Origin of the sequence: Pantoea deleyi (assembly GCF_022647325.1) — a bacterium.
Taxonomy (GTDB): domain Bacteria; phylum Pseudomonadota; class Gammaproteobacteria; order Enterobacterales; family Enterobacteriaceae; genus Pantoea; species Pantoea deleyi.
Genome location: NZ_CP071405.1, coordinates 615,947 through 638,712 on the forward strand (window position 1 = coordinate 615,947; position 22,766 = coordinate 638,712).

Annotated in this window: 33 protein-coding genes and 1 pseudogene; 30 read left to right on the forward strand and 4 right to left on the reverse strand. The window is 54.0% G+C overall.

The window, feature by feature from the left end; genetic code table 11:
• Positions 1 to 126 precede the first annotated feature (126 nt).
• The 14 genes and pseudogenes from J1C59_RS02980 (at position 127) to J1C59_RS03045 (ending at position 8,067) form a co-directional block, all read left to right on the forward strand.
• The gene (locus J1C59_RS02980) at positions 127 to 390 is read left to right on the forward strand and encodes a hypothetical protein (RefSeq protein ID WP_128085160.1); all 264 of its coding nucleotides are present in this window, start codon (positions 127 to 129) and stop codon (positions 388 to 390) included.
• A gap of 30 nt (positions 391 to 420) precedes the next feature.
• On the forward strand, positions 421 to 930 hold the full coding sequence (locus tag J1C59_RS02985) for a phage regulatory CII family protein (RefSeq protein ID WP_128085159.1): 510 nt from the start codon (positions 421 to 423) through the stop codon (positions 928 to 930).
• Positions 931 to 939: 9 nt separating this feature from the next.
• Positions 940 to 1,122: a phage filamentation protein Fil family protein gene (locus J1C59_RS02990; RefSeq protein WP_128085158.1), complete on the forward strand. Its 183-nt coding sequence runs from the start codon at positions 940 to 942 to the stop codon at positions 1,120 to 1,122.
• Positions 1,123 to 1,186: 64 nt separating this feature from the next.
• Positions 1,187 to 1,504, forward strand: coding sequence for a hypothetical protein (locus J1C59_RS02995; RefSeq protein WP_242281380.1), 318 nt, complete (start codon positions 1,187 to 1,189; stop codon positions 1,502 to 1,504).
• A 68-nt stretch (positions 1,505 to 1,572) separates the two neighbouring features.
• Complete coding sequence (locus J1C59_RS03000; RefSeq protein WP_128085156.1) at positions 1,573 to 1,800, forward strand: DUF2732 domain-containing protein; 228 nt, start codon at positions 1,573 to 1,575, stop codon at positions 1,798 to 1,800.
• Positions 1,800 to 2,027 carry a TraR/DksA family transcriptional regulator gene (locus tag J1C59_RS03005; protein ID WP_128085155.1) on the forward strand — a complete coding sequence of 76 codons (228 nt, stop codon included), beginning with the start codon at positions 1,800 to 1,802 and terminating at the stop codon, positions 2,025 to 2,027. The genes J1C59_RS03000 and J1C59_RS03005 overlap by 1 nt, the downstream gene beginning before the upstream one ends.
• Positions 2,024 to 2,887: a DNA adenine methylase gene (locus J1C59_RS03010; protein WP_128085154.1), complete on the forward strand. Its 864-nt coding sequence runs from the start codon at positions 2,024 to 2,026 to the stop codon at positions 2,885 to 2,887. Before J1C59_RS03005 ends, J1C59_RS03010 begins: the two co-directional genes overlap by 4 nt.
• On the forward strand, positions 2,884 to 3,888 hold the full coding sequence (locus J1C59_RS03015; protein WP_128085153.1) for a phosphoadenosine phosphosulfate reductase domain-containing protein: 1,005 nt from the start codon (positions 2,884 to 2,886) through the stop codon (positions 3,886 to 3,888). The genes J1C59_RS03010 and J1C59_RS03015 overlap by 4 nt, the downstream gene beginning before the upstream one ends.
• On the forward strand, positions 3,888 to 6,134 hold the full coding sequence (locus tag J1C59_RS03020; RefSeq protein ID WP_128085175.1) for a replication endonuclease: 2,247 nt from the start codon (positions 3,888 to 3,890) through the stop codon (positions 6,132 to 6,134). The genes J1C59_RS03015 and J1C59_RS03020 overlap by 1 nt, the downstream gene beginning before the upstream one ends.
• 200 nt (positions 6,135 to 6,334) lie before the next feature.
• Positions 6,335 to 6,526 carry a hypothetical protein gene (locus tag J1C59_RS03025; protein ID WP_128085152.1) on the forward strand — a complete coding sequence of 64 codons (192 nt, stop codon included), beginning with the start codon at positions 6,335 to 6,337 and terminating at the stop codon, positions 6,524 to 6,526.
• Between the two features lie 18 nt (positions 6,527 to 6,544).
• Positions 6,545 to 6,778: pseudogene (locus tag J1C59_RS03030) on the forward strand (DinI-like family protein).
• Positions 6,779 to 6,852: 74 nt separating this feature from the next.
• On the forward strand, positions 6,853 to 7,098 hold the full coding sequence (locus tag J1C59_RS03035) for a hypothetical protein (RefSeq protein WP_128085151.1): 246 nt from the start codon (positions 6,853 to 6,855) through the stop codon (positions 7,096 to 7,098).
• A 376-nt stretch (positions 7,099 to 7,474) separates the two neighbouring features.
• Positions 7,475 to 7,729 carry a type II toxin-antitoxin system HicA family toxin gene (locus tag J1C59_RS03040; protein ID WP_128085149.1) on the forward strand — a complete coding sequence of 85 codons (255 nt, stop codon included), beginning with the start codon at positions 7,475 to 7,477 and terminating at the stop codon, positions 7,727 to 7,729.
• Positions 7,726 to 8,067: a type II toxin-antitoxin system HicB family antitoxin gene (locus J1C59_RS03045; protein ID WP_128085148.1), complete on the forward strand. Its 342-nt coding sequence runs from the start codon at positions 7,726 to 7,728 to the stop codon at positions 8,065 to 8,067. The genes J1C59_RS03040 and J1C59_RS03045 overlap by 4 nt, the downstream gene beginning before the upstream one ends.
• 57 nt (positions 8,068 to 8,124) lie before the next feature.
• Here J1C59_RS03045 and J1C59_RS03050 read toward each other — a convergent pair whose 3' ends face one another.
• The 3 genes from J1C59_RS03050 to J1C59_RS03060 all read right to left on the reverse strand — a co-directional run bounded on the left by J1C59_RS03050 (position 8,125) and on the right by J1C59_RS03060 (position 12,671).
• On the reverse strand, positions 8,125 to 9,744 hold the full coding sequence (locus J1C59_RS03050) for a hypothetical protein (RefSeq protein WP_128085147.1): 1,620 nt from the start codon (positions 9,742 to 9,744) through the stop codon (positions 8,125 to 8,127).
• 123 nt (positions 9,745 to 9,867) lie between these two features.
• Positions 9,868 to 10,908 carry a phage portal protein gene (locus J1C59_RS03055; RefSeq protein WP_128085146.1) on the reverse strand — a complete coding sequence of 347 codons (1,041 nt, stop codon included), beginning with the start codon at positions 10,906 to 10,908 and terminating at the stop codon, positions 9,868 to 9,870.
• Positions 10,908 to 12,671 (reverse strand): terminase ATPase subunit family protein, encoded by a 1,764-nt coding sequence (locus tag J1C59_RS03060; protein ID WP_128085145.1) that lies wholly within the window; start codon positions 12,669 to 12,671, stop codon positions 10,908 to 10,910. Before J1C59_RS03060 ends, J1C59_RS03055 begins: the two co-directional genes overlap by 1 nt.
• A gap of 144 nt (positions 12,672 to 12,815) precedes the next feature.
• Here J1C59_RS03060 and J1C59_RS03065 point away from each other — a divergent pair, with 144 nt between their 5' ends.
• From J1C59_RS03065 to J1C59_RS03115, 11 genes are all read left to right on the forward strand, one after another.
• Positions 12,816 to 13,664 carry a GPO family capsid scaffolding protein gene (locus tag J1C59_RS03065; RefSeq protein WP_140916883.1) on the forward strand — a complete coding sequence of 283 codons (849 nt, stop codon included), beginning with the start codon at positions 12,816 to 12,818 and terminating at the stop codon, positions 13,662 to 13,664.
• A gap of 52 nt (positions 13,665 to 13,716) precedes the next feature.
• Positions 13,717 to 14,829, forward strand: coding sequence for a phage major capsid protein, P2 family (locus tag J1C59_RS03070; protein ID WP_128085144.1), 1,113 nt, complete (start codon positions 13,717 to 13,719; stop codon positions 14,827 to 14,829).
• A gap of 3 nt (positions 14,830 to 14,832) precedes the next feature.
• On the forward strand, positions 14,833 to 15,501 hold the full coding sequence (locus J1C59_RS03075) for a phage terminase small subunit (protein WP_128085143.1): 669 nt from the start codon (positions 14,833 to 14,835) through the stop codon (positions 15,499 to 15,501).
• A 92-nt stretch (positions 15,502 to 15,593) separates the two neighbouring features.
• Entirely contained in the window at positions 15,594 to 16,064 is a 471-nt protein-coding gene (locus J1C59_RS03080; RefSeq protein WP_128085142.1) for a head completion/stabilization protein, read from the forward strand.
• On the forward strand, positions 16,064 to 16,267 hold the full coding sequence (locus tag J1C59_RS03085) for a tail protein X (protein WP_128085141.1): 204 nt from the start codon (positions 16,064 to 16,066) through the stop codon (positions 16,265 to 16,267). Before J1C59_RS03080 ends, J1C59_RS03085 begins: the two co-directional genes overlap by 1 nt.
• A 2-nt stretch (positions 16,268 to 16,269) precedes the next feature.
• Positions 16,270 to 16,488 carry an HP1 family phage holin gene (locus J1C59_RS03090; protein WP_064704197.1) on the forward strand — a complete coding sequence of 73 codons (219 nt, stop codon included), beginning with the start codon at positions 16,270 to 16,272 and terminating at the stop codon, positions 16,486 to 16,488.
• Positions 16,472 to 16,981 carry a lysozyme gene (locus tag J1C59_RS03095; RefSeq protein WP_128085140.1) on the forward strand — a complete coding sequence of 170 codons (510 nt, stop codon included), beginning with the start codon at positions 16,472 to 16,474 and terminating at the stop codon, positions 16,979 to 16,981. The genes J1C59_RS03090 and J1C59_RS03095 overlap by 17 nt, the downstream gene beginning before the upstream one ends.
• Entirely contained in the window at positions 16,978 to 17,400 is a 423-nt protein-coding gene (gene lysB, locus J1C59_RS03100) for an Rz-like lysis system protein LysB (RefSeq protein ID WP_140916882.1), read from the forward strand. The genes J1C59_RS03095 and lysB overlap by 4 nt, the downstream gene beginning before the upstream one ends.
• Positions 17,297 to 17,569, forward strand: coding sequence for an Rz1-like lysis system protein LysC (lysC, locus tag J1C59_RS03105; protein WP_242281357.1), 273 nt, complete (start codon positions 17,297 to 17,299; stop codon positions 17,567 to 17,569). Before lysB ends, lysC begins: the two co-directional genes overlap by 104 nt.
• Positions 17,502 to 17,969, forward strand: coding sequence for a phage tail protein (locus J1C59_RS03110; RefSeq protein WP_128085139.1), 468 nt, complete (start codon positions 17,502 to 17,504; stop codon positions 17,967 to 17,969). The genes lysC and J1C59_RS03110 overlap by 68 nt, the downstream gene beginning before the upstream one ends.
• Positions 17,966 to 18,415 (forward strand): phage virion morphogenesis protein, encoded by a 450-nt coding sequence (locus tag J1C59_RS03115; RefSeq protein WP_128085138.1) that lies wholly within the window; start codon positions 17,966 to 17,968, stop codon positions 18,413 to 18,415. The genes J1C59_RS03110 and J1C59_RS03115 overlap by 4 nt, the downstream gene beginning before the upstream one ends.
• Before the next feature lie 22 nt (positions 18,416 to 18,437).
• Here J1C59_RS03115 and J1C59_RS03120 read toward each other — a convergent pair whose 3' ends face one another.
• Positions 18,438 to 19,088 carry a hypothetical protein gene (locus tag J1C59_RS03120; RefSeq protein ID WP_128085137.1) on the reverse strand — a complete coding sequence of 217 codons (651 nt, stop codon included), beginning with the start codon at positions 19,086 to 19,088 and terminating at the stop codon, positions 18,438 to 18,440.
• Between the two features lie 113 nt (positions 19,089 to 19,201).
• Here J1C59_RS03120 and J1C59_RS03125 point away from each other — a divergent pair, with 113 nt between their 5' ends.
• Genes J1C59_RS03125 through J1C59_RS03145 form a run of 5 tightly spaced genes read left to right on the forward strand, consistent with a single transcriptional unit; the run spans position 19,202 to position 22,702 of the window.
• Positions 19,202 to 19,786 (forward strand): phage baseplate assembly protein V, encoded by a 585-nt coding sequence (locus J1C59_RS03125; RefSeq protein ID WP_128085174.1) that lies wholly within the window; start codon positions 19,202 to 19,204, stop codon positions 19,784 to 19,786.
• Positions 19,783 to 20,133, forward strand: coding sequence for a GPW/gp25 family protein (locus J1C59_RS03130; RefSeq protein WP_128085136.1), 351 nt, complete (start codon positions 19,783 to 19,785; stop codon positions 20,131 to 20,133). Before J1C59_RS03125 ends, J1C59_RS03130 begins: the two co-directional genes overlap by 4 nt.
• Positions 20,134 to 20,137: 4 nt before the next feature.
• Entirely contained in the window at positions 20,138 to 21,046 is a 909-nt protein-coding gene (locus J1C59_RS03135; protein ID WP_128085135.1) for a baseplate assembly protein, read from the forward strand.
• The gene (locus tag J1C59_RS03140; protein ID WP_128085134.1) at positions 21,039 to 21,647 is read left to right on the forward strand and encodes a phage tail protein I; all 609 of its coding nucleotides are present in this window, start codon (positions 21,039 to 21,041) and stop codon (positions 21,645 to 21,647) included. Before J1C59_RS03135 ends, J1C59_RS03140 begins: the two co-directional genes overlap by 8 nt.
• Entirely contained in the window at positions 21,644 to 22,702 is a 1,059-nt protein-coding gene (locus tag J1C59_RS03145; RefSeq protein WP_242281358.1) for a phage tail protein, read from the forward strand. Before J1C59_RS03140 ends, J1C59_RS03145 begins: the two co-directional genes overlap by 4 nt.
• Positions 22,703 to 22,766: the final 64 nt, after the last annotated feature.

Below are 22,766 nucleotides of genomic sequence, written 5' to 3' on the forward strand. Positions count from 1 at the left end.
GTATTTCCATGTTGACCAATGCCAAAATTGGCATTAGGATTCGTTTTGTTGGTGGCAATCGATGGCAAACGTTGGCAAACAAATGGCAATCGGTGTCATAAAATTTCAAATAAGGAATCATGCTATATGGCCTCTGAAATCGCAATCATCAAAGTACCTGCACCGATTGTTACTACCGAGCAGTTTGCCGAATTAGAAGGCATATCGCTTCGCACCGTGTACCGCTGGACTACCGGAGAAAATCCGCAGTTGCCAATTGAGCCGCGTACTATCCGTAAGGGTTGTAAGAAGGCCAGCGGGCCGATCCGTATCTATTACGCACGCTGGAAAGAAGAACAGCTGCGTAAAGCGTTCGGGCATTCCCGTTTTCAGCTGGTTATTGGCAGCTAATTCACATTAAGTGAATAGGGAGATTCGCACATGTTTGATTTCAAGACATCCACACATAACCACTATGACGATGCCTGCCGCAAGTTTGCGCTGACGCACAGCATGGCTGAGCTGGCGCAGCGTGCAGGCATGAAGGCGCAGACCCTGCGCAACAAGCTGAACCCTGAGCAGATCCATCAGCTGACCGTTCCTGAATTGCTGTTGCTTACCGATCTGACGGAAGACGCAACACTGATAGATGGCGCGCTGGCACAGCTGCACTGCCTGCCATGCGTACCGGTTAATGAGCTGGCAGATGAGAAGTTTCCGGCCTACGTACTGAAAGCGACTGCAGAAGTCGGAAGCATGGCCGCCAGTGCTGCCAACCCGGAGCGGATAACTGCAACGTGCCGCCGCAGCATTCTGGAAGCTGCAAATACCGGCATTCGCTGCATGATGCTGGCCGCGATGGCCGTACAGAACCGCGTTCACTCTAACCCTACTCTAGCCTCAACCGTTGACGCTATCAGCGGGCTGGGTGCTTCGATTGGTATCAGCTGAGGGCGCACGATGATTTCATTTGCAGCACACCTCAAGCGTCAGAGTCCGTCAATGTCTTACGGAAATGGCTGGATCATGGGCGAAAATGGCAGGCCTTGGCATCCATGTAAAAATCAGCAAGAGCTGCTGAAAAGTATCACAACAAAACGCGACGGATATTCACACCGCCTGCGCCGTATTTTTGGTGGCTAATATGAAAGTTTTATGGGAAGTACCAAAGCAACACGCGCCCGCCAGTTTTACCAAAATTCATTTGATGGGCGCTCGCGTTGATAAAATTCAGCCTATGACGTTTGATGAATTTCGCAAAAAATGGCGTCAAATGCGTGACAATAACGCTAACGCCGCATTGCGTTATTTTAATCATCAGAATGACGAGTTTAAATTCTGCGTACTTACGCTGGCAAATCGTGAAAGTCCGAAAAGTTTTAAGCCTGATGAAATAGGAAAGCCGTTTCAATATTTTGAAGAGGACCGCAGGAGGCTGATTATTATTGCCATGAATAAGATGGCGCGATGGGGCAGCATTTTACCTCGTCAGTTTTCAACCGCAGACTGTTTTTTACCTGAGTAAATAAAACCCAAAAATCAATGGCGTAAACCCGCCAGGCATTCTTTTGCCTAAATTCTGGAGAAAGTTAAATGAGAAATGTCGAGACACTTAAATTTGATGCTGACACTGAAGCGCTGGCAGCAATTATCACTAAGGCGCGGATCGAGGAGCGCAAAGACCGTGCACTGGTTGTTTCGGAGCGCTTGGTCGAGATTGCGCTGCACGTTCATCAGCAGGGGCTTTCCGGTATTGAAGCCGCCGACCTGATTCGCCGTGAGGCTGAGCGCTACCAGAACGAATCACAGGAGCTGCACTGATGGCCGACTCAATGGACATGGCGCAGGCTCGCGCCGACGAGCTGCTGGCACGCAATATCGCCAGCGTGGTTAACCGCCCGGTCAGTGTGGCGGCTTCATTCTGTGAAGATTGCGACGCGCCAATCCCGGAGAAGCGCCGCCGCGCCGTGAGTGGCGTAACTCGCTGTGTCAGCTGTCAGGACGTGGCTGAAATGCGCGCGAAAGTTTCCAAAGGCGGTGCCGTATGAGCACGATCCTGAAATGGGCGGGTAACAAGTCCCGCGTAATGCCGGAGTTGCTGACGCACCTGCCTGAAGGTGATCGACTGGTCGAACCCTTCGCCGGTTCATGCGCAGTAATGATGAACACCGATTACCCGGCCTATCTGGTTGCGGATATAAATCCTGACCTGATTAACCTCTATCGCCAGATTAAAGAGCACACCCGTCCGTTTATCGTTATTGCAGCCAGCCTGTTTAATCAGAACAAGACCGGCGAAAGCTATTACGCTGTCCGTGAGGTGTTCAACCATAATCCGGCTCTGCCTCTTCTGGAGCGCGCCGCTTATTTCCTGTACCTGAACCGCAATGGCTATCGCGGCCTTTGCCGCTACAACAAGCGCGGTGAATTTAATATCCCGTTCGGTAACTACACAGAGCCATATTTCCCGCTGACTGAGATAGAAGCATTCGCAGAAAAAGCCCAGCACGCGACGTTTATCTGTGCCGACTTTCGCGAAACGCTGCGCCTCGCAAAATCCGGGGATGTTGTGTATTGCGATCCGCCCTATGACGGTACATTCGCGGAATATCACTCTGCAGGTTTTGGCAAAGATGAGCATCACGATCTGGTCAGCATGTTGCTCGACGTCTCGGAACGCTGCCCTGTTGTGGTTTCAAACAGCGACACCCTTTACACCCGCAGCATCCTGCGCGCTTTCGACATCACCAGAATCAGCGTAGCCCGCTCGGTTGGCGTAGCTGCAGGTGAAGGAAAGCGCGCATCAGAAATCATTGCGGTACGTCAGCCTAAATCCGCCGTCATTTTTACTGGTTTCGATATGGCAGCTGGGCCGGACTGCTCTGTAAAAGTAGAGGTGCAGCCATGATCGATACGCGTTGCTTCGCCCCCGGTGTTATGAATCTTGTTACCGTGTCTGGAGGTAAAGACAGCCTTGCTCAGTGGCTGCTGGCTATCGAATCCGGAGTGACATTCGAGGCGGTTTTTGCCGACACCGGACATGAACATCCTGAAACCGTTAAATATCTGGAATACCTTGAAAGCAAACTCGGTCCATTGCGCCGCGTCAGGGCTGACTTCTCACAGCGTATAGCTGACAAGAGAACGTTCGTAAAAGATAAGTGGCCAGTTACCCTGGTCAGAGATTTAGGATTCACAGAGGAAGAGGCTGCAACGATAGTGCGTCGTGCGCTGAATGCCCTTAAACCTACCGGCATTCCCTTTCTTGATATGTGCATCTGGAAAGGCACATTTCCTTCCACCCAGCGCAAGTTCTGCTCTTTCGAGCTTAAACAGATCCCTATGCAGGAGCAGGTTGTAGACAAGCTGATTGCAGAAGGTAAGCGCGTCATCACGTGGCAGGGAGTTCGCGCTCAGGAATCCGCAAAACGGGCAGAGCTGCCTGAGTGGGAAGCAGGGTTTGATCTCGGGCCGGGCCTGTCGATTTACCGGCCGATCCTTCAATGGACGCATGATGACGTTTTTGCGCTGGCCAGGCGTCACGGTATCAAGCCAAACCCTCTTTATCAGCAGGGGTGCAGCCGTGTCGGTTGCATGCCATGCGTTAACGTAAACAAAGCTGAACTCGGGGAAATCTTTACCCGCTGGCCTGAAGAAATAAGCCGGGTTGCTGAATGGGAACGGATTGTTGCCCGATGCTCACGCCGTGGAAACGCAGCATTTTTCCATTCAGGAATGGATCCCGTTAAAGCAGAAACAAACGGCAGCAAAGTATCCCTCGCCTCACACGGCATTGAAACCTATCGCGACTGGGCGCTGACAACGCGCGGTGGCCGTCAGTTTGACATGTTCGCAGCTATGGATAACAAGTCCGCCTGCAGCAGCGTCTATCTGGGGGTTTGCGAGTGATTCAGGAATACGCTTACCTGTGGAATGCTCCACGGGAAGCCATCGCCAGCCCATACCCTACCTATGAGGAAATGCATAGCCGCAGTCAGATGATTGCGGCTTTAGTGCGTGCGCAAGAGTTACTTGAAAAGCAGCCGACACTTATCCAGCTCGACGTTAAACGCCGCGTCAGTGAGCTGGAAAAAACACAGGGTATTGATCGTGCCAATGCGTACTTAACGAAAACCTTCGTTGAGCGCACATTGCCACGCGTCGAAACCGTTAACACTCAATATCGCCTCGCTGAAATGAGCAGCAGCACGTTTAACCTGCTGGCAGGCAATGCCGCAAAACAGGCAGGTGCGGCCAGTGCTGGCGGTCAGCTATGGGAGCTGATGCGCCGCTTTAACCGCCTGCCTGATATGGCTCGCTCCGACGTTGATTTGCTTGCCGGGGATGTGGCTAATTTCATTCTCGCCGAGCTGGTACAGGCACACGAGCAGGCCAGCGATGAGTCAGATTATAAATACACGCACCGCGTTTACATGACCGCCGCCACCATCACCCGTGAGCTGAGCCAGACGCCGCCATTATGGGACAAAGTCACGTCACGACTGTTTGACCCGGAGGAAGTTACCCCGGCGATCATGCGTATGCATACGGAAAAATGGTGGAAGGGCCGACTGCGCCGCGTGGCTGCATCATGGCGTGAACATCTTCAGATTGCCCTGGCTAACGTCAGCAAAAAGCATACTCCCTACGCCAGCAGCATGACCGTTTCAGAGTGGCGCGAGCAGAAGCGCCGCACCCGTGAATTTTTGAAGGGGATGGAGCTGGAAGACGAGGAAGGCAACCGCATCAGCCTGATCGAAAAGTACGACGGCAGTGTAGCCAATCCAGCGATCCGTCGCTGCGAGCTGATGACCCGCATTCGCGGATTTGAAAACATCTGCAACGAAATGGGTTTTATCGGCGAGTTCTATACGCTGACCGTCCCCGCGCGCTATCACGCCACAATTAAAACCGGGCATCGGAATCGCAAATGGAACGGTGCCAGCCCGGCTGATACGCAGCGTTATCTATGCAGCGTCTGGCAGAAAATCCGCGCCAAGTTACACCGCGAAGAAATCCGCATTTTCGGGATCCGCGTTGCTGAGCCTCATCATGATGCGACCCCACATTGGCACATGCTCATGTTCATGCGCCCTGAACAGGCTGAGCGCGTGCGAGAAATTATGCGCGATTACGCCTGGCAGGAAGATAGCAGCGAGCTGACGACAGACAAGGCCCGTAAGGCACGTTTTCACGCCGAGGCTATCGATTCAGAGAAGGGCAGCGCAACAGGTTACGTTGCTAAATACATTTCCAAAAATATCGACGGTTATGCGCTGGACGGTGAGACAGACGACGAAAGCGGCAAAGACCTTAAGGAAACCGCCTCGGCAGTTTCTGCCTGGGCGGCACGCTGGCACATCCGCCAATTTCAGTTTGTGGGCGGTGCGCCGGTCACGGTTTACCGCGAGCTGCGCCGCATGGCAGACAGCGAAACCGCGCACGGCCTGAGCGTTGAGTTTGCTGCCGCGCATGACGCGGCCGACGCAGGAGACTGGGCCGGATACGTTAACGCCCAGGGCGGGCCGTTCGTGCGCCGTGACGATCTGGCTGTGCGCACCTGGTATCAGGCAAGCGAAGATATGAATGAGTACGGCGAGGAAACCGTGCGCATCAAGGGCGTTTACGCAACTGAAGTTGGCGACGATACGCCAATTTTAACCCGTCTGATGCAATGGAAGATTGTCCCGAAACGTGCCGTTGATTTGGGTTTTGAATTTAAGGACGCGTCTGCGTCCTCTCGGAGTTCTGTCAATAACTGTACGGGAGGTTTGAGATCTGAGGATTCGAACCCGACGGAAAGTTACGAAAAAATCGACCTGGACGGCATGAGCAGGAAGGAACGGCGGCGGCTTTTAAGTCGGATAAGATCGGAAAAACCAGAAAAGCGGCATCTGAGGCTGAGGCGGTCGGACAAAGTCGAAGCTGCGTGTGAAAAACTAATAAGCCAGGTGAGAGATTTAAGCGGTGAAACCATCAGCCGCGGGCTGGCCGTGCGTCTGATCGGTGGCACGCAGACTAAAATCGGCGGTCATTTTTTCCGCAGCCTGCCTAATGGTGAACTGGCCCGCCCAATACTGGAGCAGAAGAGTGTTTCCGTATTAGAACGATTTAATCGTTTAGCAGAAAAACACCGTACAAAAAGCGAAAAATGATGGCCTACAGCTTGAAATTCTGAAGTAGCAGTCAATCAGATCATTTAGTTTCCCGACAAGCTGATTTTTGAGATGAGGCGTGGATAAAAATCTTCCTTATCAGCTAGATAAAAAATTAAATTGGCTGGGATATTTTTCTTTCTCAACCTGTAAATGCTGTGATACTGTATAAATAGACAGTGGTTTGGTGGGGAGGGCACATGGATAACGGTTTAAAAGAGCGAGTGATGCTTGAGCGGGTAGAATTGATTGCGCGGCTTACTTCTGAGGGGATCTGCAGGGACCAGGACAGGGTGATCGCCTTGAATCTCATCGCAGAAATAGCGCGTAACACCTCAATAGCCAATCAGCAGTTTTCGGTCGTCTTTTCGGCTGTGCCGCTTGATAAGTAAAATCGAGGTTTCAAAGTTATGCGTATTGAAATCACACTCGATAAGAATCAAAAAGTCAGTCAGTCGGTGGTAGAGGCTTTCCGGGAAGAAGTAAATAAACGAGTGACCGCGCTATTTCCTGATGCAGTAGTACAGGTGCGCTAGGGCAGTTACACCAAAATCGAAATGCCCGGTGTAAATGTTGGTGAAGGCTGGTGCAGGCTAAATGATCTGCTTCAGAACGTCTGGGAAGATGACAGCTGGCTGCATTGATAACCGTGCTGATGCCAAAATCTCGATTTTGGCGGCGGCACGGTTGAACAACGAGCATTGCGAGGCGTTAGTAAATGGCGGGAAGTGACGCAAATTATCAGATAGTTTATCGGGGCGATAACCTCGAATGCTTCCATTCCGGCGGTTGGGTTTTCTTCCAGCGGCCTAAACATGCGGGCGGGGGGTTCTGGCTCGGCAGAACTTACGATTTCGTTTTCATGATCGAGCTGCCGCGACCGGTTTCACTTTATGAAGGCATTGTTTACCTGCAACAGCTGAAATTTGAAAGCGCTTCACCCTCCAGATTTCACGCTATCTGATCCGTAAAGGAGCCATGCATGCATAATGTGCATGGATCTGCATTAATTTCTGAGGCGTTCAAACACCCCGCAGGGCCAGTAGCGGCGCTGTTTTTGGAGTGGTATGCAACTGCATGAAAAGCGATGCACAAAGCGGGCAGGCGTGGCGGGGATAGCATTGCGCGCTGAGGGTGCAAACATGTATGCCGCAGCGTGCGTCAGCGCCTCGCTGTGTGGTTTGCTGGCTCCGTGTCACCCCAAGTCGGTCGCGATAAACCATCCCCTCAGAGGCGCTTATACGCACGCATACTGCATATCACTAAAGCTCGGTTGAGTGGTGCCGAAAAGTGACACCAAAAGAACTTGCGGTAGTGTCACTTTTTGGTACTATAAACCCATGAACAAACGACACCAGAAAACGCTGTCAGATGTGTTCGCCCGGCCGGTTAGCGGTTCAATAAAGTGGAGTGATATTGAATCTCTTTTTATCGCTCTCGGTGCGGAGGTTCACGAAAGGGAAGGTTCAAGGATTGCGGTACTGCTGAAAGGGCAAAAGAAAATATTTCACAGGCCGCACCCCAGACCGACAACTGACAAGGGGGCGGTTAACTCCATCCGGTTATGGCTCGATAGTTTAGGAATCAGACCATGAATAATACACTTAAAATCGACGGCCATCTGGCCGTCATCACCTTTGACCCTGAGATCGAAATGTTTCGTGGGGAGTTTGTCGGCCTGAACGGCGGAGCTGATTTCTACGCTTATAGCGTCGAAGAGTTGAAAAAAGAGGGTTCAATATCACTGGCGGTTTTTCTCGAGGAATGCCGCAAGGATGATATCGAACCTTATAAGACATTCAGCGGCAAGGTGACTACCCGCCTGACGCCAGAACGTCATCAGGCGCTGGCTGTAACTGCTCAGGCGCACGGTGTTTCTATCAATGAGCTGCTCAACGAAGGCGTTGATTTGGTCATTGAAAAGCACTCGTAGCTTTAAGGAAAATAAATGGCCTATTTAGGCCGTTTATTTTATTTATAAAGCTGTGCTTTATTTTTTTGTTGTTTTCGATAATAAGAAGTCTAAAATAAAGACAGTAATCATAATAATAATGAGGTAAACTCCATCTTTATATTTGGCCATGTTGAGGTAGGAAATGAGGCTGTCTATTTTACTTCCTTCCAACATTGGGCTAATAACAGGCGTTAAAGATGTGCAGGCTATTAAGCCAAATATCCATTCAGTTCTTTTAGATGTCCTCTCGCTTAGCTCCGCTTCTTTTAATTTCATAATTTCTGTTTTAGCTTTTAATAAAGAGTTCATGTTGTTTAGGGAAGTCCTAATGTCACTATCATGCAAAAAGCTTAGGACATAGTCTTGTATTTCTCCAAATCTTCTCGATGTTATCCGTAACCATTCTTCAAAAGTAATTATCTCTTCTCTGATTCTAGCTAAATTGATGCTGCTTTTAGATATGCTTATTTCTTGTGATTTTATTTCAAAAAATACCGCTGCCAGATCTCGCATGTCACTTTTGACAAGAGCATCCATCATCAAGTTTTCTGATGAGTAAGTCGCTTCTTTGTTGCTTATCATGTTAGTATATGTATTTTTAGCTAAAAGCGTTAAACATACCCCTGGCTCGGAGAAAAAGTTATAATCATCAAATGCTCTATGATCAATGTGTTCTTTGCTTCGGCCGTATTTTATATAATATGAAGATTTGGCAAGAATTGAATTTATCATGACTTCGCTGTTTTTACTATTTTCAGTGGCAGTATCCTTTTGGTTTTCGTGTTCAAACACAAAGATGTTTGGTTTGCCTTGCCAGTATCCATATAAAGAATCTCTATCTAGCTTACTAAGCTTGTTATATTTTTTCCCTTTTTTGAGTGTATAAGATACTATGGCCGCTATATGCCGGGCTATATCACTAATGCTATCTTCTAACTTAAGCGCGCCCGCATAATCGACGTACTCTTCGTTTAAATTCAAACTATCAATGTTGGGGGTTTTAAGCTCAGATTTCAATAATGATATGTACGCTTCTTTGATTTTCCTAAAGTTATGGCGCAATGCATAATTAACACATTCTGATTCAATGTCTAGATGCTTTTTCACATAAGAAAATGGACTAGTTATATAATTTAATTTCCTTAAGGGCATGTTTACCCTTTCATCAATGAATTCCTTTATATCACCTTCGTAGGTTCCATCATCCATAAATGTGACTTGTGTAATGCCAATTTCATACACTCTCACCATGGGAAATAAATATCGCTGGTCATCGTTAGGGTCTATGAAGAAAGGTTTAATAGAGCCAATAATTGAGTTTGAGAAGAATCCACCTTGTAAGTGCATAACTTTTTCTTGTGAAAGGCGCATGTTTATACACTTCATAAATCCAGCTTTAGTGAAGTCACATAAATCATCTAGGTCTATATTTTTTAACCCTGTCACGGTTAAGCCTAGAAAATCATGTGAATATTCAAGTTGAAGCTCTTGATTAGAAATCGCACCTTTATTGGAATAGTAAAGTTTATTGCTGGGTGTTAAAACTGAAGAAAAAACACCTGTTTCTATGAGTTTAGAAGCTAAGTCTTCTGAATCGGAATATGTTGGGGTGCTAATGGTGTAATTGTGCCAAACTGCCGCATCAGTGATTTCCATATTTAATCCATCATGATATGAAAAAATAAAAATATTACACCATATTACCATTTGTTGCGCTACAAAGTTTTATGTAGACAACAAATGGTATCTTATGAGCGAAGTTATGAGAGTAAGCTAACTTTACCCATTACTTTCAAGTACATAAGGTTTAAAAGAAATTATATCTTCACCAAGCCACATATTAATCTCTTTCATACGTTCCTGAAGCGGTGTCAGTTCGTTTCTTACAAAGACCTGCGCCGCCTTCACTGCATCACCAAATCCGCCGGTGTTATCCGGGATAATCCCCATCATCTGCGGCGGCACGCGGTGCGCGCTTAACAGGTCGTCGCGGCTGGCCTTCTTGATGTTAAAGAAATCGTCTTTCGTTGCCACCTCGCTGAGCGGCAGAATCTTGATCCCGTCCGGCTTTCCGTTTGGCGCGTACATAAACAGGTTGCGGAAGTTACCCAGCCCTTTCGTGTCGCGCATCGCCTGGCGCATCCGGTCAACGTCGCTGCTGCTCTGCGCCGCGTCGGTCATATACAGGATGTAACCGGCGTGCGCGCCGTTCTGGTAATACTTGCGGCGGAACAGCGTTGCCGCCTCATTCAGCCAGGCGGAGTTAAGCGCGCTGAGGTATTCCGGCAGGCCGTAGAGCTCCTGATTAATATCCGGCTCCAGCAGGTGAAACACGCTGCCGGCCGAAAATTCGTGCGGCTCTTTCCAGTCATTCACAAACCAGTAAACGCCGTCCTTCACGCCTCTGCGGGTAAATTTGGCCGGGGTGGTTTCAAGGCGCAGCGGCTTACCCAGGCCATTGCGGCGCAGCTCGGCAAAGGCGTTGCCGAACACCAGATAATCAAGCGCAAACTTGCTGAACTCCTGCTGACTCATCATCGGGTGCGGAATAAACGTTGATGCCAGAATGTTGCGCTTTACGTAAATCGGCGAGCTGTGATGCACGGCCGAGCGCAGGCTTTTAGCCAGCCCGCTAAAACTGACCGGCGGCTCAAACCAGCGCCCGTTACCGATGCACTCTGCATAATCCAGAATGTCGCGCTTATCCATAACCGGCGTGGGGTCGCCAAAGGTAAACGCCTCGGCGTGCTGCTGCGGTGCGGTTGCCTGTACCGGCTGCGCGGTGGCGGTGTGAGCCTTGCGGCCTCTGCGTTTGCTCATCAGTAAAATTCCAGAATAGAGGGGTTAGCGCCGCCGCTGGCTGCGGTAAGCGGTTCGTTTAAAAGTGCGTGCATGATGGCCCAGGCGACGTCGGCGTGGCTGGCCTCTTCGCTGCGGCTCGCCTCATAGGTTGAGCGGTTGCCGCTGGCCGTCATGGTTTTGCGGATAGCCATAAATGACTGCGTGATATCCGTCGCCCCGGCGTCATACTCAAGCCGCCCGCTGCTGATGGTGTCTTTCGCCTTGAGTACCATTGCGGTTTTCACTTCCGGTGAGTATTTGATCTCGCGCGCGGCCGGGTAAAACTGGCGTACCAGCTGGAAAACACCCTGGCCGATGCCGGTTGCATCCACGCCGATATATTCCACAGTGTATTTTTTCGTTAAGTCCTCAATTGATTTCGCCTGCGCGGCAAAGTCCATGCCCCGCCACTGGTGACGCTCTAGCACGCGGAATTTACCGCCCGCAACGAGCGGCGGCGCGATAACCGCACAGCCTGCGCTGTCGCCGGTATGCGACGGGTCATACCCAATCCAGACAGGCCGGTAAGCAAACGGGCGCGGCAGATAGGGGTTAAAGTCCTCCCACTCTTCCAGGCTGTCGATCATGCAGCTCTGCAGCTCGGCGAACGGGAACACGCTCGCCTCGTCGTCGACAAACTCACACATCAGCAGGTTCTGATATTCCGCCGGGCTGTATTCAAGCTGCAGCTGGTCAATGTCGAACAGGTTGCAGCCGCCGGTCAGCGCATCCTCAACCGTGACAATCTGCCGCCACTGTCCGTCACCGCACAGCGCGCCTTTTGCCAGGTGAGAATGCGACAGGTCTATCTCGATGCGATCATCTTTGCTGCGCCGCCCCCTGTTGAACAGCTCGCCCGACCAGAACGGATAGGCGCTGTGCGACAGGGCTGACGGCGTGGAAAAGTAGGTCGTGCGCCACTTTTTGTGCAGCGACATGCCGCTGGCGACTTTGCGCAGCTCCTGGAATTTCGGTATCCAGAAATATTCGTCCAAGTACAGATTGCCGGTGTAGCTCTGCGCGGTACGCACGTTCGTGCCGAGGAATATCAGGCGCGCGCCGTTCGGCAGCACGATGGGATCGCCTTTCAGGTTAACGTCAGCCTGGCGGGCGAAGTCAATGATGTAGTTTTTGAAGACGTGCGCCTGCGCCTTGCTGGCCGAAAGAAATATCTGGTTGCGGCCGGTGGTCAGCGCGTCTATCAGCGCCTCGCGGGCAAAGTAGAAAGTTGCGCCAATCTGGCGGGACTTCAGGATATTGCGGATGCGGTGAGTCAGCCCTGCGCGGTGCCAGTTGAGCTGATACTCAAAGCAGTTATCCATAAACACGCCGGTGAGTTTGTCGATCTGCTCGTCGCTGAACTCATTTTTAACAACCGGCTGGCGCTCGCCTTTATTGCGGTTGCGTACGTTCGGATTTAAGTCGGCCTCGTTGCCGCTGCTGCGGTAGCGCTCAACGCGGGCAAGGCGCTCAATCTGACGGCCGAGCGCGTCTATCTCTTTGTAATCACCATTACCCTTTACCTCTTTCATGATGAGCTGGATCAGCCGGGCTTCCATGCTGGATTCAACACGACTGATGGGCGCAACGTCGTCCCACGCGTCGCGCAGCTTCCAGCTCTGCACGGTTGGCGTTTTCTGTCCGAGCGTCTCCGCAATCTGGCGCACGGAATAACCCTGCCAGTAAAGCAGCGCAGCCTGACGGCGCGGATCGCTGATGATGGTTGTCGGTGTCGTTTTCATACCGGCAAGGCTACCGGTGCCGAAAATGGCGCGCCTGCTGTCCCTGTTTGCTGATGCATCAGCGGGCTGGCATTCGTTGAGGGATTGTGTGGCGACAGGGAAACTGGCCCCGAACCGACCCAACACCTGACCGGAGCCTGATTAATGGCAGCAATCAAATCAAAGCGTTTTCGTATCGCAGTTGAAGGCGCAACCACCGACGGCCGTGTCATTTCCCGCGACTGGATTTCGCAGATGGCGAAAAACTACAGCCCGGAAATGTACGGCGCCCGCATCAACATGGAGCATATCCGGGGCTATGCCGCTGACAGCACTTTCCGCCGCTTTGGTGACGTGACCGCCGTCGAGGCTGAAGAAATCGGCGACGGGCAGCTCAAGGGCAAGCTGGCGCTGTTCGGCTGGATTGATCCGACGCCTGAGCTGGTCGAACTGACCAAAGCGCGCCAGAAAATCTACACCTCCATTGAAGTTAACCCGGAGTTCGCCGACACGGGCGAGGCGTATCTGGTCGGCCTGGCCGTCACCGACGACCCGGCAAGCCTCGGCACCGAGATTCTGAGCTTCAGCGCCACGGCAAAAGTTAATCCGCTGGCGTCCCGCAAGCTGGATAAAGGCAACCTCTTTACCGCCGCAGAAGAAACCGTGATCGAGTTTGAAGAAGCAGCGGAGCCGTCTCCGTCCCTGCTGGCGCGAATCTCGGCGATGTTCTCTGCGAAAAAGAAAACCGACGGCGAGCAGTTCGCCGACGTCAGCGCGGCAGTAACGGCCGTCGCCGAGCAGGTGCAGCTGAACGCGGAGAGTCAGGCGCAGGAGCTGTCGGCGCTGGAGCAGTCCGTCAGCGCACGCCTTGAGGCTATCGAGCAGCAGGCCGGGGAAGACCGCGCCGCTTTCGCTGCGCTGCAGGGCCAGCTTTCGCAGACCGATGGCAGCTTTAACCGCCGCCCGGCGGCAACCGGCAGCGATCCGAAGTCCGGCGCGCAGACCGACTGCTAATCAGGCGTGGCCTGAACGTTAAAACCCAACACAGAGATAAACAGGAACGCCAATGCGCAAGAATACCCGCTTTAAGTTTAACCAGTTTATGACCCGCCTCGCCGAGCTGAACGGCGTCGAAACCGACGACATGAACAAGAAATTTACCGTTGAGCCGTCGGTCACGCAGACGCTGATGAACCGCGTGCAGGAGTCTTCCGATTTCCTGACCCGCATCAACATCGTGCCGGTGTCCGAAATGAAGGGCGAGAAAATCGGGATCGGCGTATCCGGCTCGATTGCCAGCGTGACCGACACGGCAGGCGGCGACGAGCGCGAAACCGCTGATTTCGCCGCGCTGGATAAGCAGGGTTATGAGTGTGTGCAGGTCAACTACGATTTCCACATCCGCTATAACACCCTCGACCTGTGGGCGCGCTATGAAGATTTTCAGGCCCGTCTGCGTGACGCCATCGTGAAGCGCCAGGCACTTGACCGCATCATGATCGGCTTCAACGGCGTGACCCGTGCCAAAACCTCGAACCGCGCCAAATTCCCGATGCTGCAGGACGTGGCCGTAGGCTGGCTGCAGAAGTACCGCAACGATGCCCCGGCGCGCGTGATGAGCAAAATCACCGAGGAAGACGGCACCGTCGTCTCTGAAAAAATCCGCGTCGGCAAAAACGGCGACTATGCCAGCCTCGATGCGCTGGTGATGGATGCCACTAACACCCTGATCGAGCCGTGGTATCAGGAAGACCCGGAGCTGGTTGTTATCGTGGGCCGTCAGCTGCTGGCTGATAAATACTTCCCGATCGTCAACCAGTCGCAGGCCAACACCGAGCAGCTGGCCGCTGACGTCATTATCAGTCAGAAACGCATCGGCGGTCTGCCAGCGGTGCGCGTGCCGTACTTCCCGGCCGACGCCATGTTTATCACCCGCACCGATAACCTGTCGATTTACTTCCAGGAAGGCACGCATCGCCGCCTGATTGACGAGGTGCCGAAGCGCGACCGCATCGAAAACTATGAGTCAATCAACGAGGACTACGTGATCGAGGATTACGCGGCCGGTTGCCTGGTTGAAAACATCGAAGTCGGCGAGTACGCGGCACCTGCTGCCACCACACAGGAAGCAGCGGCAGAAAGCGGCAGCGCTGACGGCACCGAAAAAACGGAGGCGTAACGCATGTTAAGTCCTGCCCGACGTCACCGCATGCGCCAGCAGGCTATCGAAGCCTCGCAGAACGCCGACAACCCGCTGCGCCACGCCAGCGGCTATGAGCAGATGCTCATCAAGCTGAACGACGACAAGCGCCGCCTGAAGAAAGTGCACTCTAACGAGCGCAAGGCGGAAATGAAGCGTCAGCTGCTGCCTGAGTACCTGCCGTGGGTGTCCGGCGTGCTGGAGAAAGGCAAAGGCGCACAGGATGCCGTACTGATGACCGTCATGATCTGGCGGCTCGATGCGGGCGACGTGCCCGGCGCGCTGGAGATTGCCCGGTACGCGCTGAAGCATGGCCTTGTATCGCCTGACGGCTTTAAGCGCGCCAGCCTGCCTTATCTGCTGGCCGAGGAAGTCGCCAGCGCGGCAACGCGCGCCTGGACGGCAAAAGCGCCGGTCGATGTTGACCCGCTGCTGGCAACCATTGCGATGACGGAATCTGAAGACATGCCCGACCAGGTGCGCGCCAAGCTGCACAAGATAACCGGGTATGTGCTTCGCGATGCGGGCAGGGCTTCGGAGGCGATGACCCACCTTGCAAGAGCGCATCAGCTGCACGACGGCTGCGGCGTCAAAAAAGACATTGAGCGGCTGGGAACGGCGATGAAAAAAGAAGCTATCGCCCGCCGCTGACCGAACGCGACCCCGCGCACGGGCGGCAGGACGGCAACGCACTTTCAGTGTCTGCGCCGTCCTCCACCGCCCACCTATTTCAAAGGCCGATTATGAATAACACGGTTGTTATCCCCGCCCCGCGACCGGCAGACGCTGCCGAGCCGCCGGTAAAGAATACGTTTTTCTGGCCTGACGTTGACCTGCAGCAGCTGCGCGATTCGCTGCGCTATGAGGGAACGGTCACGGCGCAGCGCCTGCGCCTGGCCGTGAAAACGGCGATTTCAGAAGTAAACGCCGAGCTGTACGACTGGCGCGCCGCGCAGATGGCGGCGGGCTTTAAGACGCTGGCCGACGTGTCTGCGGAATCGCTGGACGGCGAGAGCGAAAAGGTTACGGCCTACCTCGCCGCCGTCGGCGCGCTGACCGCCGCCACCATCGCTGAACGCTATCGCGGCTATGACGCCAGCGGCACAAAAAAGGCGGGCGAAATCGAGGCCAGCGCTGACGAGTACTGGCGCGACGCGCGGTTTAGTATCAGCCGCATCGCCGGTAAGCCCGGCTGCATTGTGGATCTGCTCTGATGAACGTTTACGCGCAGCAGGGCGATACCGTTGACGAAATCTGCCATCGCTATTACGGGCGAACCGGGCACGCCGTTGAGCTGGTTTACGCGGCCAATCCGGGCCTCGCCGAAAGCGGGCCGGTACTGCCGCACGGCTGCGAGGTGACGCTGCCTGATCTGCCGGAATCTTCAGCGGGCGAAACCGTCAACCTGTGGGACTAAAAATGGAAAAAATCAGCTCTGTGATCAATTACCTGATTGGCCTCATCCTGATGTGGTTCGGCCGTCATACGCCGCAGGATATCGCCTTTATGGTCGGTTCGGGCGTGGCCGTTATCACGCTCATTACTAACGTGGCGACGTTCTTTATCAACTGGCACTACCGCCGCAAAACCTATGAGCTGCAGCGCCTGCGGGGGGTGAACCTTGAGCCAGACCGTTAAACGCTGCGCCGTGGTGGCCGTGCTGGCGATTGCTGCGCTGCTGCCACAGTTTAAAACCCTGAAAACGTCCGAGGCCGGGCTTGCGCTTATCGCCAACGCTGAGGGGTGCCGCACCTCGCCCTATCAGTGCAGCGCCGGAGTCTGGACTAACGGCATTGGTCACACCGAAGGCGTGACGCCACAAAGCCAGGTCAGCGAGCGGCAGGCGGCGGTTAATCTGGTGTATGACGTGATGCGCGTGGAGCGCGGGATCGATGCCTGTATGTCGGCTGAGATGCCACAGCCGATTTATGACACGGCCGTTTCATTCGCCTTTAACGTCGGCGTACGCGCGGCCTGCAGCTCGACCTTCGCCCGTTACATCAGGCTGCAGCACTGGCCTGATGCCTGTAACGAGCTGCGGCGCTGGGTGTTCGTTAAGGGCGTGAGAAATCGCGGGCTGGAGAACCGCCGCGCGAATGAGACAGCCTACTGCCTGCGGGGTGTGTCATGACGCGCCTGATTGCCGCTTTGCTGGCCGTGGCGCTGCTGGCGCTGGGCGTGACCGGCTGGCAGTGGAAACTCGCGAAAGATGACCTGACCAGCGCGCAGCGCATTATCGGCACGCTGTCGGCCGGTATCGAAAGCCGCGACAAAGCGATAGCCAGGCTGGATGCGGATGCAAGGGCAAGCCAGAAGCGCGAGGCCGAGCTGCGGCTGATGCAGGGGCGCGCCAGCACGGCCGCGCTTAACCGTGAAATGACCATACAGAGAGAAACCGATGCGAATCCGATACTGCGTGACTGGTCTGCTGCTGCTCTGCCTGACGATGTTATCCGGTTGCACACCCGCCCGGCCTTCAGCAGCGCCAGAGATTATCTGGACTGGGTGTCCGCGCGTGACAAGCTGTCCGGTGCCGGGAAACAGCCTTAAAACGGCGGGCGATCTGGCGGCGGATAATCGACAGCTTGAGGCCGCGCTCGCCGCCTGCGGGCTGCAGGTCGAAATCATCAAAGACTGCCAGGAACAACACGATGCTGAAACCACAACAGCTGCGCCAGGCACTGACCGACAGCGTGCCGGAGCTGCAGCGAAACCCTGACGCGCTGAACGTGTTTATCGACAGCGGGCGCATCGTCTCGACGCTTGCCAGCTCGCTGTCGTTTGAATACCAGTACCGGCTTAACATGGTTATCACCGATTACGCCGGGAATATCGATCTGCTGATCGTGCCGCTGCTGGCATGGCTGCGAACGAATGAACCCGACATTATGGCAACCGAAGAAAAGCGCCGCACGGGCTTTACCTTCCAGGCGGATGTGATCAGCGACACGGCCAGCGATATCAGTATCGAGCTGCAGCTGAGCGAGCGCGTGATTGTGAAACAGGCCGACGACGGGCTGCATGTGACCCACGTCGGCGAGAACCCGCTGCCGGAGAATGACGCCCGGCCGGTGCAGCTTTATGTTCACGGTGAGCTGGTCAGCGAGTGGCAGACATGAGCGGGCTGCAGCTGGTAAATGACCGGCTGGAGGCGCTTATCAGCAGTCTGTCAGCCCCCGCACGAAAAGAGATGGCGCGAACCATTGGCCGCAGGCTGCGCACGAGTCAGCAGCAGAATATTAAGCGCCAGCAGGCCCCAGACGGTACGCCGTTTAAGCCCCGCAAAACGCAGCCGGTGCGCAGCAAAAAGGGCCGGATACAGCGCGAGATGTTCGCAAAGCTGCGCACGGCTAAATACATGAAGATGCAGGCCAGCCCCAATGAAGCCGTGATCGAGTTTGCGGGTAACGTGCAGCGCATGGCCCGCGTGCATCATTACGGGCTGCGTGACCGGCCGTCACGGAAAGGTAAAGAAGTTCAGTATGAGGCGCGCCCATTATTGGGGATTAGTGAGCGCGATATGGAGTTGCTGCAAAATGAAATACTCAAACGGCTAGGCGGTTAAGATATGCGCGCACTCAGGAGTATCAGTGTTTAAGTTTAGTTCTAATGTAACTTGTCATATTGCTTAGCTCTGATTCAAATTGTTTTTTAAACACATCTTCATCGCCAGCATCAAATATATCATCATGTATTTGATGCTGTTTATCTTGTAAGTGTTCCTTATCAAATTTTTCATAATGCGGGCTTCTTAATATCAAGTAATTTTTTAGGCTGATTAATAATTTCTTTTCTTGCCTTTGTAGCACTTTCCACATGTCACTTAATTGATTATCCCACAATGCCTCGGCTTCAATTAAGTTTGCATAAATATCAGTTTTGACCTCAACTACTCGGTTCCAGCGGTTTTCATAAGCTTTATAAAGTCCATGATATCGAACGCCATCATCATTCAATTTCTTACTTTCCTCTTCTGAAGGCTGTGGCATTTCTTGTGATGACATAAAAGGGTTGCGAACGTCATTCACCGCATCTCGATACTTGAAAAGGTTAATAAGTAGATTTTTAGACAGGTTGTAATTAGCCTGACCGTTAATCTGTTTTTTCCATGTGCCTAATCCTTTGAAAGCAATTATTGCACCAGTCAAAGCTGCTCCTGTGACGATAGTGTCTTTTAATGCCCCCATGATTTCAGGAAGAGTAAGTTTTATAAATTCATATAAATCAGATGCTGTCATTCTTTCCTCTTAACAGATTTTTTATGCTCCGAGAAATCACCTTGATTTCTTACCAGTTAACCAGCGGACACAAGAGAATAGCTCCTGCTAGTAACAATCTCCAACATATGGATATGAATGAACAACTCGCAGAAATTCAGCGCCTGCTGCGCAACCTGATCCGCATCGGAACCGTGTCGGCCGTCAACCTTGACGGCGGGCTGTGCCGTGTCGATACGGGAAAAAATACGACCGGCTGGCTGCACTGGCTGAGCGCCCGCGCGGGTAAAACCCGCTCCTGGAATGCGCCGTCAGTGGGTGAGCAGGTGCTTATTCTTTGCCTCGGCGGCGAACTCGATACCGGCTTTGTACTGCCGGGCATTTTCTCGGATGACAATCCGGCTCCGTCTGCCTCGGCCGATGCACTGCACTGGTCATTTCCCGATGGCGCGGTGATTGAGTACGAGCCAGAAAATGGCGCGCTGACTGCAACCGGCATACAGACGGCAACCATCAAAGCGGCGGTAAAAATCCTGTTCGACTCGCCGGAAGTGGAATGCACAACGCTGCTTAAAACAGCGCAGCTGGAAGTCACTAAGGGCGGCACGATGAAAGGCGACGTGACGCATACCGGCGGCGACCTTTCCTCAAACGGCAAGGTACTGCACAAGCATAAGCACCCTGGCGACAGCGGCGGCCAGACGGGGGAACCGATATGACAACCGCAAAATATATCGGCATGAACCGGGAAACCGGCGCCGCGCTGACCGATCTCGATCATATCCGGCAGTCAGTGCGCGACATTCTGCTGACTCCTGTCGGCACCAGGGTGATGCGTCGCCAGTATGGCTCGCTTTTATCCGCTCTGATTGGCCAGCCTCAAAATGAGGCGCTGCGCCTGCAGATTATGTCGGCCTGCTATCTGGCGATCCTGAAGTGGGAGCCGCGGGTAAAGCTGACAGCCATCAGCTTTGAGTCGTATTTCAATGGCGCAATGGTGGTTGAGCTGTCCGGCAACCGCACCGACAGCGCGCAGCCTTTTTCCTTAACCGTTCCTGTGAGCTGAGACTATGGCAACTATCGACCTGAGCCAGCTGCCCGCGCCTGATGTGGTGGATTCGCTGGACTATGAAACCCTGCTGGCCGAGCGCAAGGCGACACTGATTTCCCTTTACCCGGCTGATCAGCAGGAGGCCGTCGCCCGCACGCTGACGCTTGAATCAGAACCCATCGTTAAGCTGCTGCAGGAGAATTCCTATCGAGAGCTGATCCTGCGCCAGCGCATTAACGAGGCAGCAAAGGCTGTCATGGTTGCCTATGCACTGGACAGCGACCTTGACCAGCTCGGCGCGAACAATGGCGTAACACGCCTGACCATTACCCCGGCCGACGATACGACCATCCCGCCGACCGATGCCGTTATGGAAAGTAACGACGATTTCCGGCTGCGCATCGCCTCAGCCTTTGAGGGGATGAGCGTGGCCGGGCCGACCGGCGCGTATGAGTATCACGCCAGAAGCGCCGACGGCCGGGTAGCGGATGCGTCAGCTATCAGCCCGTCACCAGCCGTTGTCACTGTGACTGTGCTCGCCCGCGAGGGCAACGGCGCAGCGACAGACGATCTGCTGGCCGTGGTTAACGCTGCGCTCAATGATGAGGATGTACGCCCGGTTGCCGACCGGGTAAGCGTGCAGTCAGCGAAGATTGTTAATTACGAAATCGAGGCCGAGCTGTACCTCTATCCGGGGCCGGAGGCTGAGCCAATCCGCGCCGCCTCTGAGGCAAAGCTCGCCGCCTACATCAGCTCGCAGAAGCGTCTCGGCCGTGACATTCGCCTGTCTGCACTGTATGCCGCCATGCACGTTGAGGGCGTGCAGCGAGTCAGCCTGATTAAGCCGTCGGCTGACGTGGTGCTCGACAAAACGCAGGCCGCTTACTGCACTGGCTACACGCTGACCGTAGGAGGCTCGGATGAGTGATCGCCTGCTGCCGACCGGATCATCAGCGCTTGAGGTTGCCGCCGCTGAGGCGCTGGCAAGCCCCGGCGCTATGAGCGTGCCGCTGCGGCAGTTATGGAATCCGCAATCCTGCCCGGTGGAGCTTCTGCCATATCTGGCGTGGGCGTGGTCAGTTGACCGCTGGGATTCAGCCTGGCCGGAATCGACAAAGCGCGCCGTTGTTGCTGCCTCGCAGTACGTGCACCGGCACAAGGGAACGATAGGCGCTATCCGCCGCGTCGTTGAGCCGCTGGGCTATCTCATCAGAATTATTGAGTGGTGGAAAACCAACGAAGCGCCAGGCACGTTCCGGCTTGATGTAGGCGTGCTGGATACCGGCATTACGGAGGAAATGTATAACGAGCTGGAGCGCCTGATAGCTGACGCGAAGCCCTGCAGCCGTCACCTTATCGGGCTGTCTATCAATCTGGACGCTAACGGCACGCTGCCGGTAGCCGTTGCCAGCTACAGCGGCGACGAGCTGACCATTTATCCCTATACCCCTGAACTTATCAGCGTCGGCGGGCCGGGTTATTCCGGCGTGGCGGTGCATCTTATTGACCTGACGGAAGTGAGCGCATGACGACAAAATATTTTGCCCTGCTGACCAATCAGGGCGCGGCTAAGCTGGCGAACGCCGCCGCGCTCGGCACGAAAGTGAATATCACATCATTAGGCGTCGGAGATGGTGGCGGCACGCTGCCGACGCCTGACGCCGCACAGACAAAGCTCATCGGCGAGAAGCGCCGCGCGCAGCTTAATTCGCTGACCGTTGACGCGGCAAACAGCAGCCAGATTATCGCGGAGCAGATTATTCCCGAAAGTGAGGGCGGTTTCTGGATTCGCGAAATCGGCCTGTACGATGCCGACGGCGTGCTGATTGCCGTTGCTAACTGCCCGGAAACCTATAAGCCGCAGCTGGCCGAAGGCAGCGGCCGGACGCAGACCGTGCGCATGATTTTAATCGTGAACAGCACAACGGCCATCACGCTGAAAATTGATCCATCAGTCGTGCTGGCAACGCGCAAGTACGTTGATGACGCGGTGATCGAGGTGAAGGCTTACGCTGACAGTGTAATGAAAAATCACACCGACGCTAAAAACCCACACAGCCAGTACCTGCAAATCGCAAGCGCCCTGGCAGAAATCAAAGACGCCGGGCTGGTTGCTGACGTTCTCAAAAACCTCGGTTTAGGCGAAGGCGCGCCGGTCATAGGGTCACCTTTCCCCTGGCCTCACGCCAAAATGCCTAATGAGCTGTTTGATTCAATGGCTGGCATGGTCTTTCTGAAAAGTAACGGGGCGACATTCAGCGGCACGTTATATCCAAAGCTGGCGCTGGCTTATCCGGGCCTGAAACTTGCTGACCTGCGCGGCGAATTTATCAGGGGCTGGGATGACGGTCGCGGAGCAGACAGCGGGCGCGAGCTACTGAGCACACAGGGGCACGCCCTTCAGCAGCACACTCACACAGTCGTAATGCCGCTTCGGGTGGCAGACAGTGATCGCGGTAGTCTGGATTCAGCTTACAGCGTTGATAATACGCAGACGGTGACAACAAGCGGGGCATCTGGCAGCACCGCAACCGAAACCCGCCCGCGCAACGTGGCGTTTAATTACATCGTGAGGGCAGCGTAATGGCAAAGGTAACGCTTGATAAGAGTGGCCTGGCTAAATCGGCCGGCACACTGACGATTTTTAA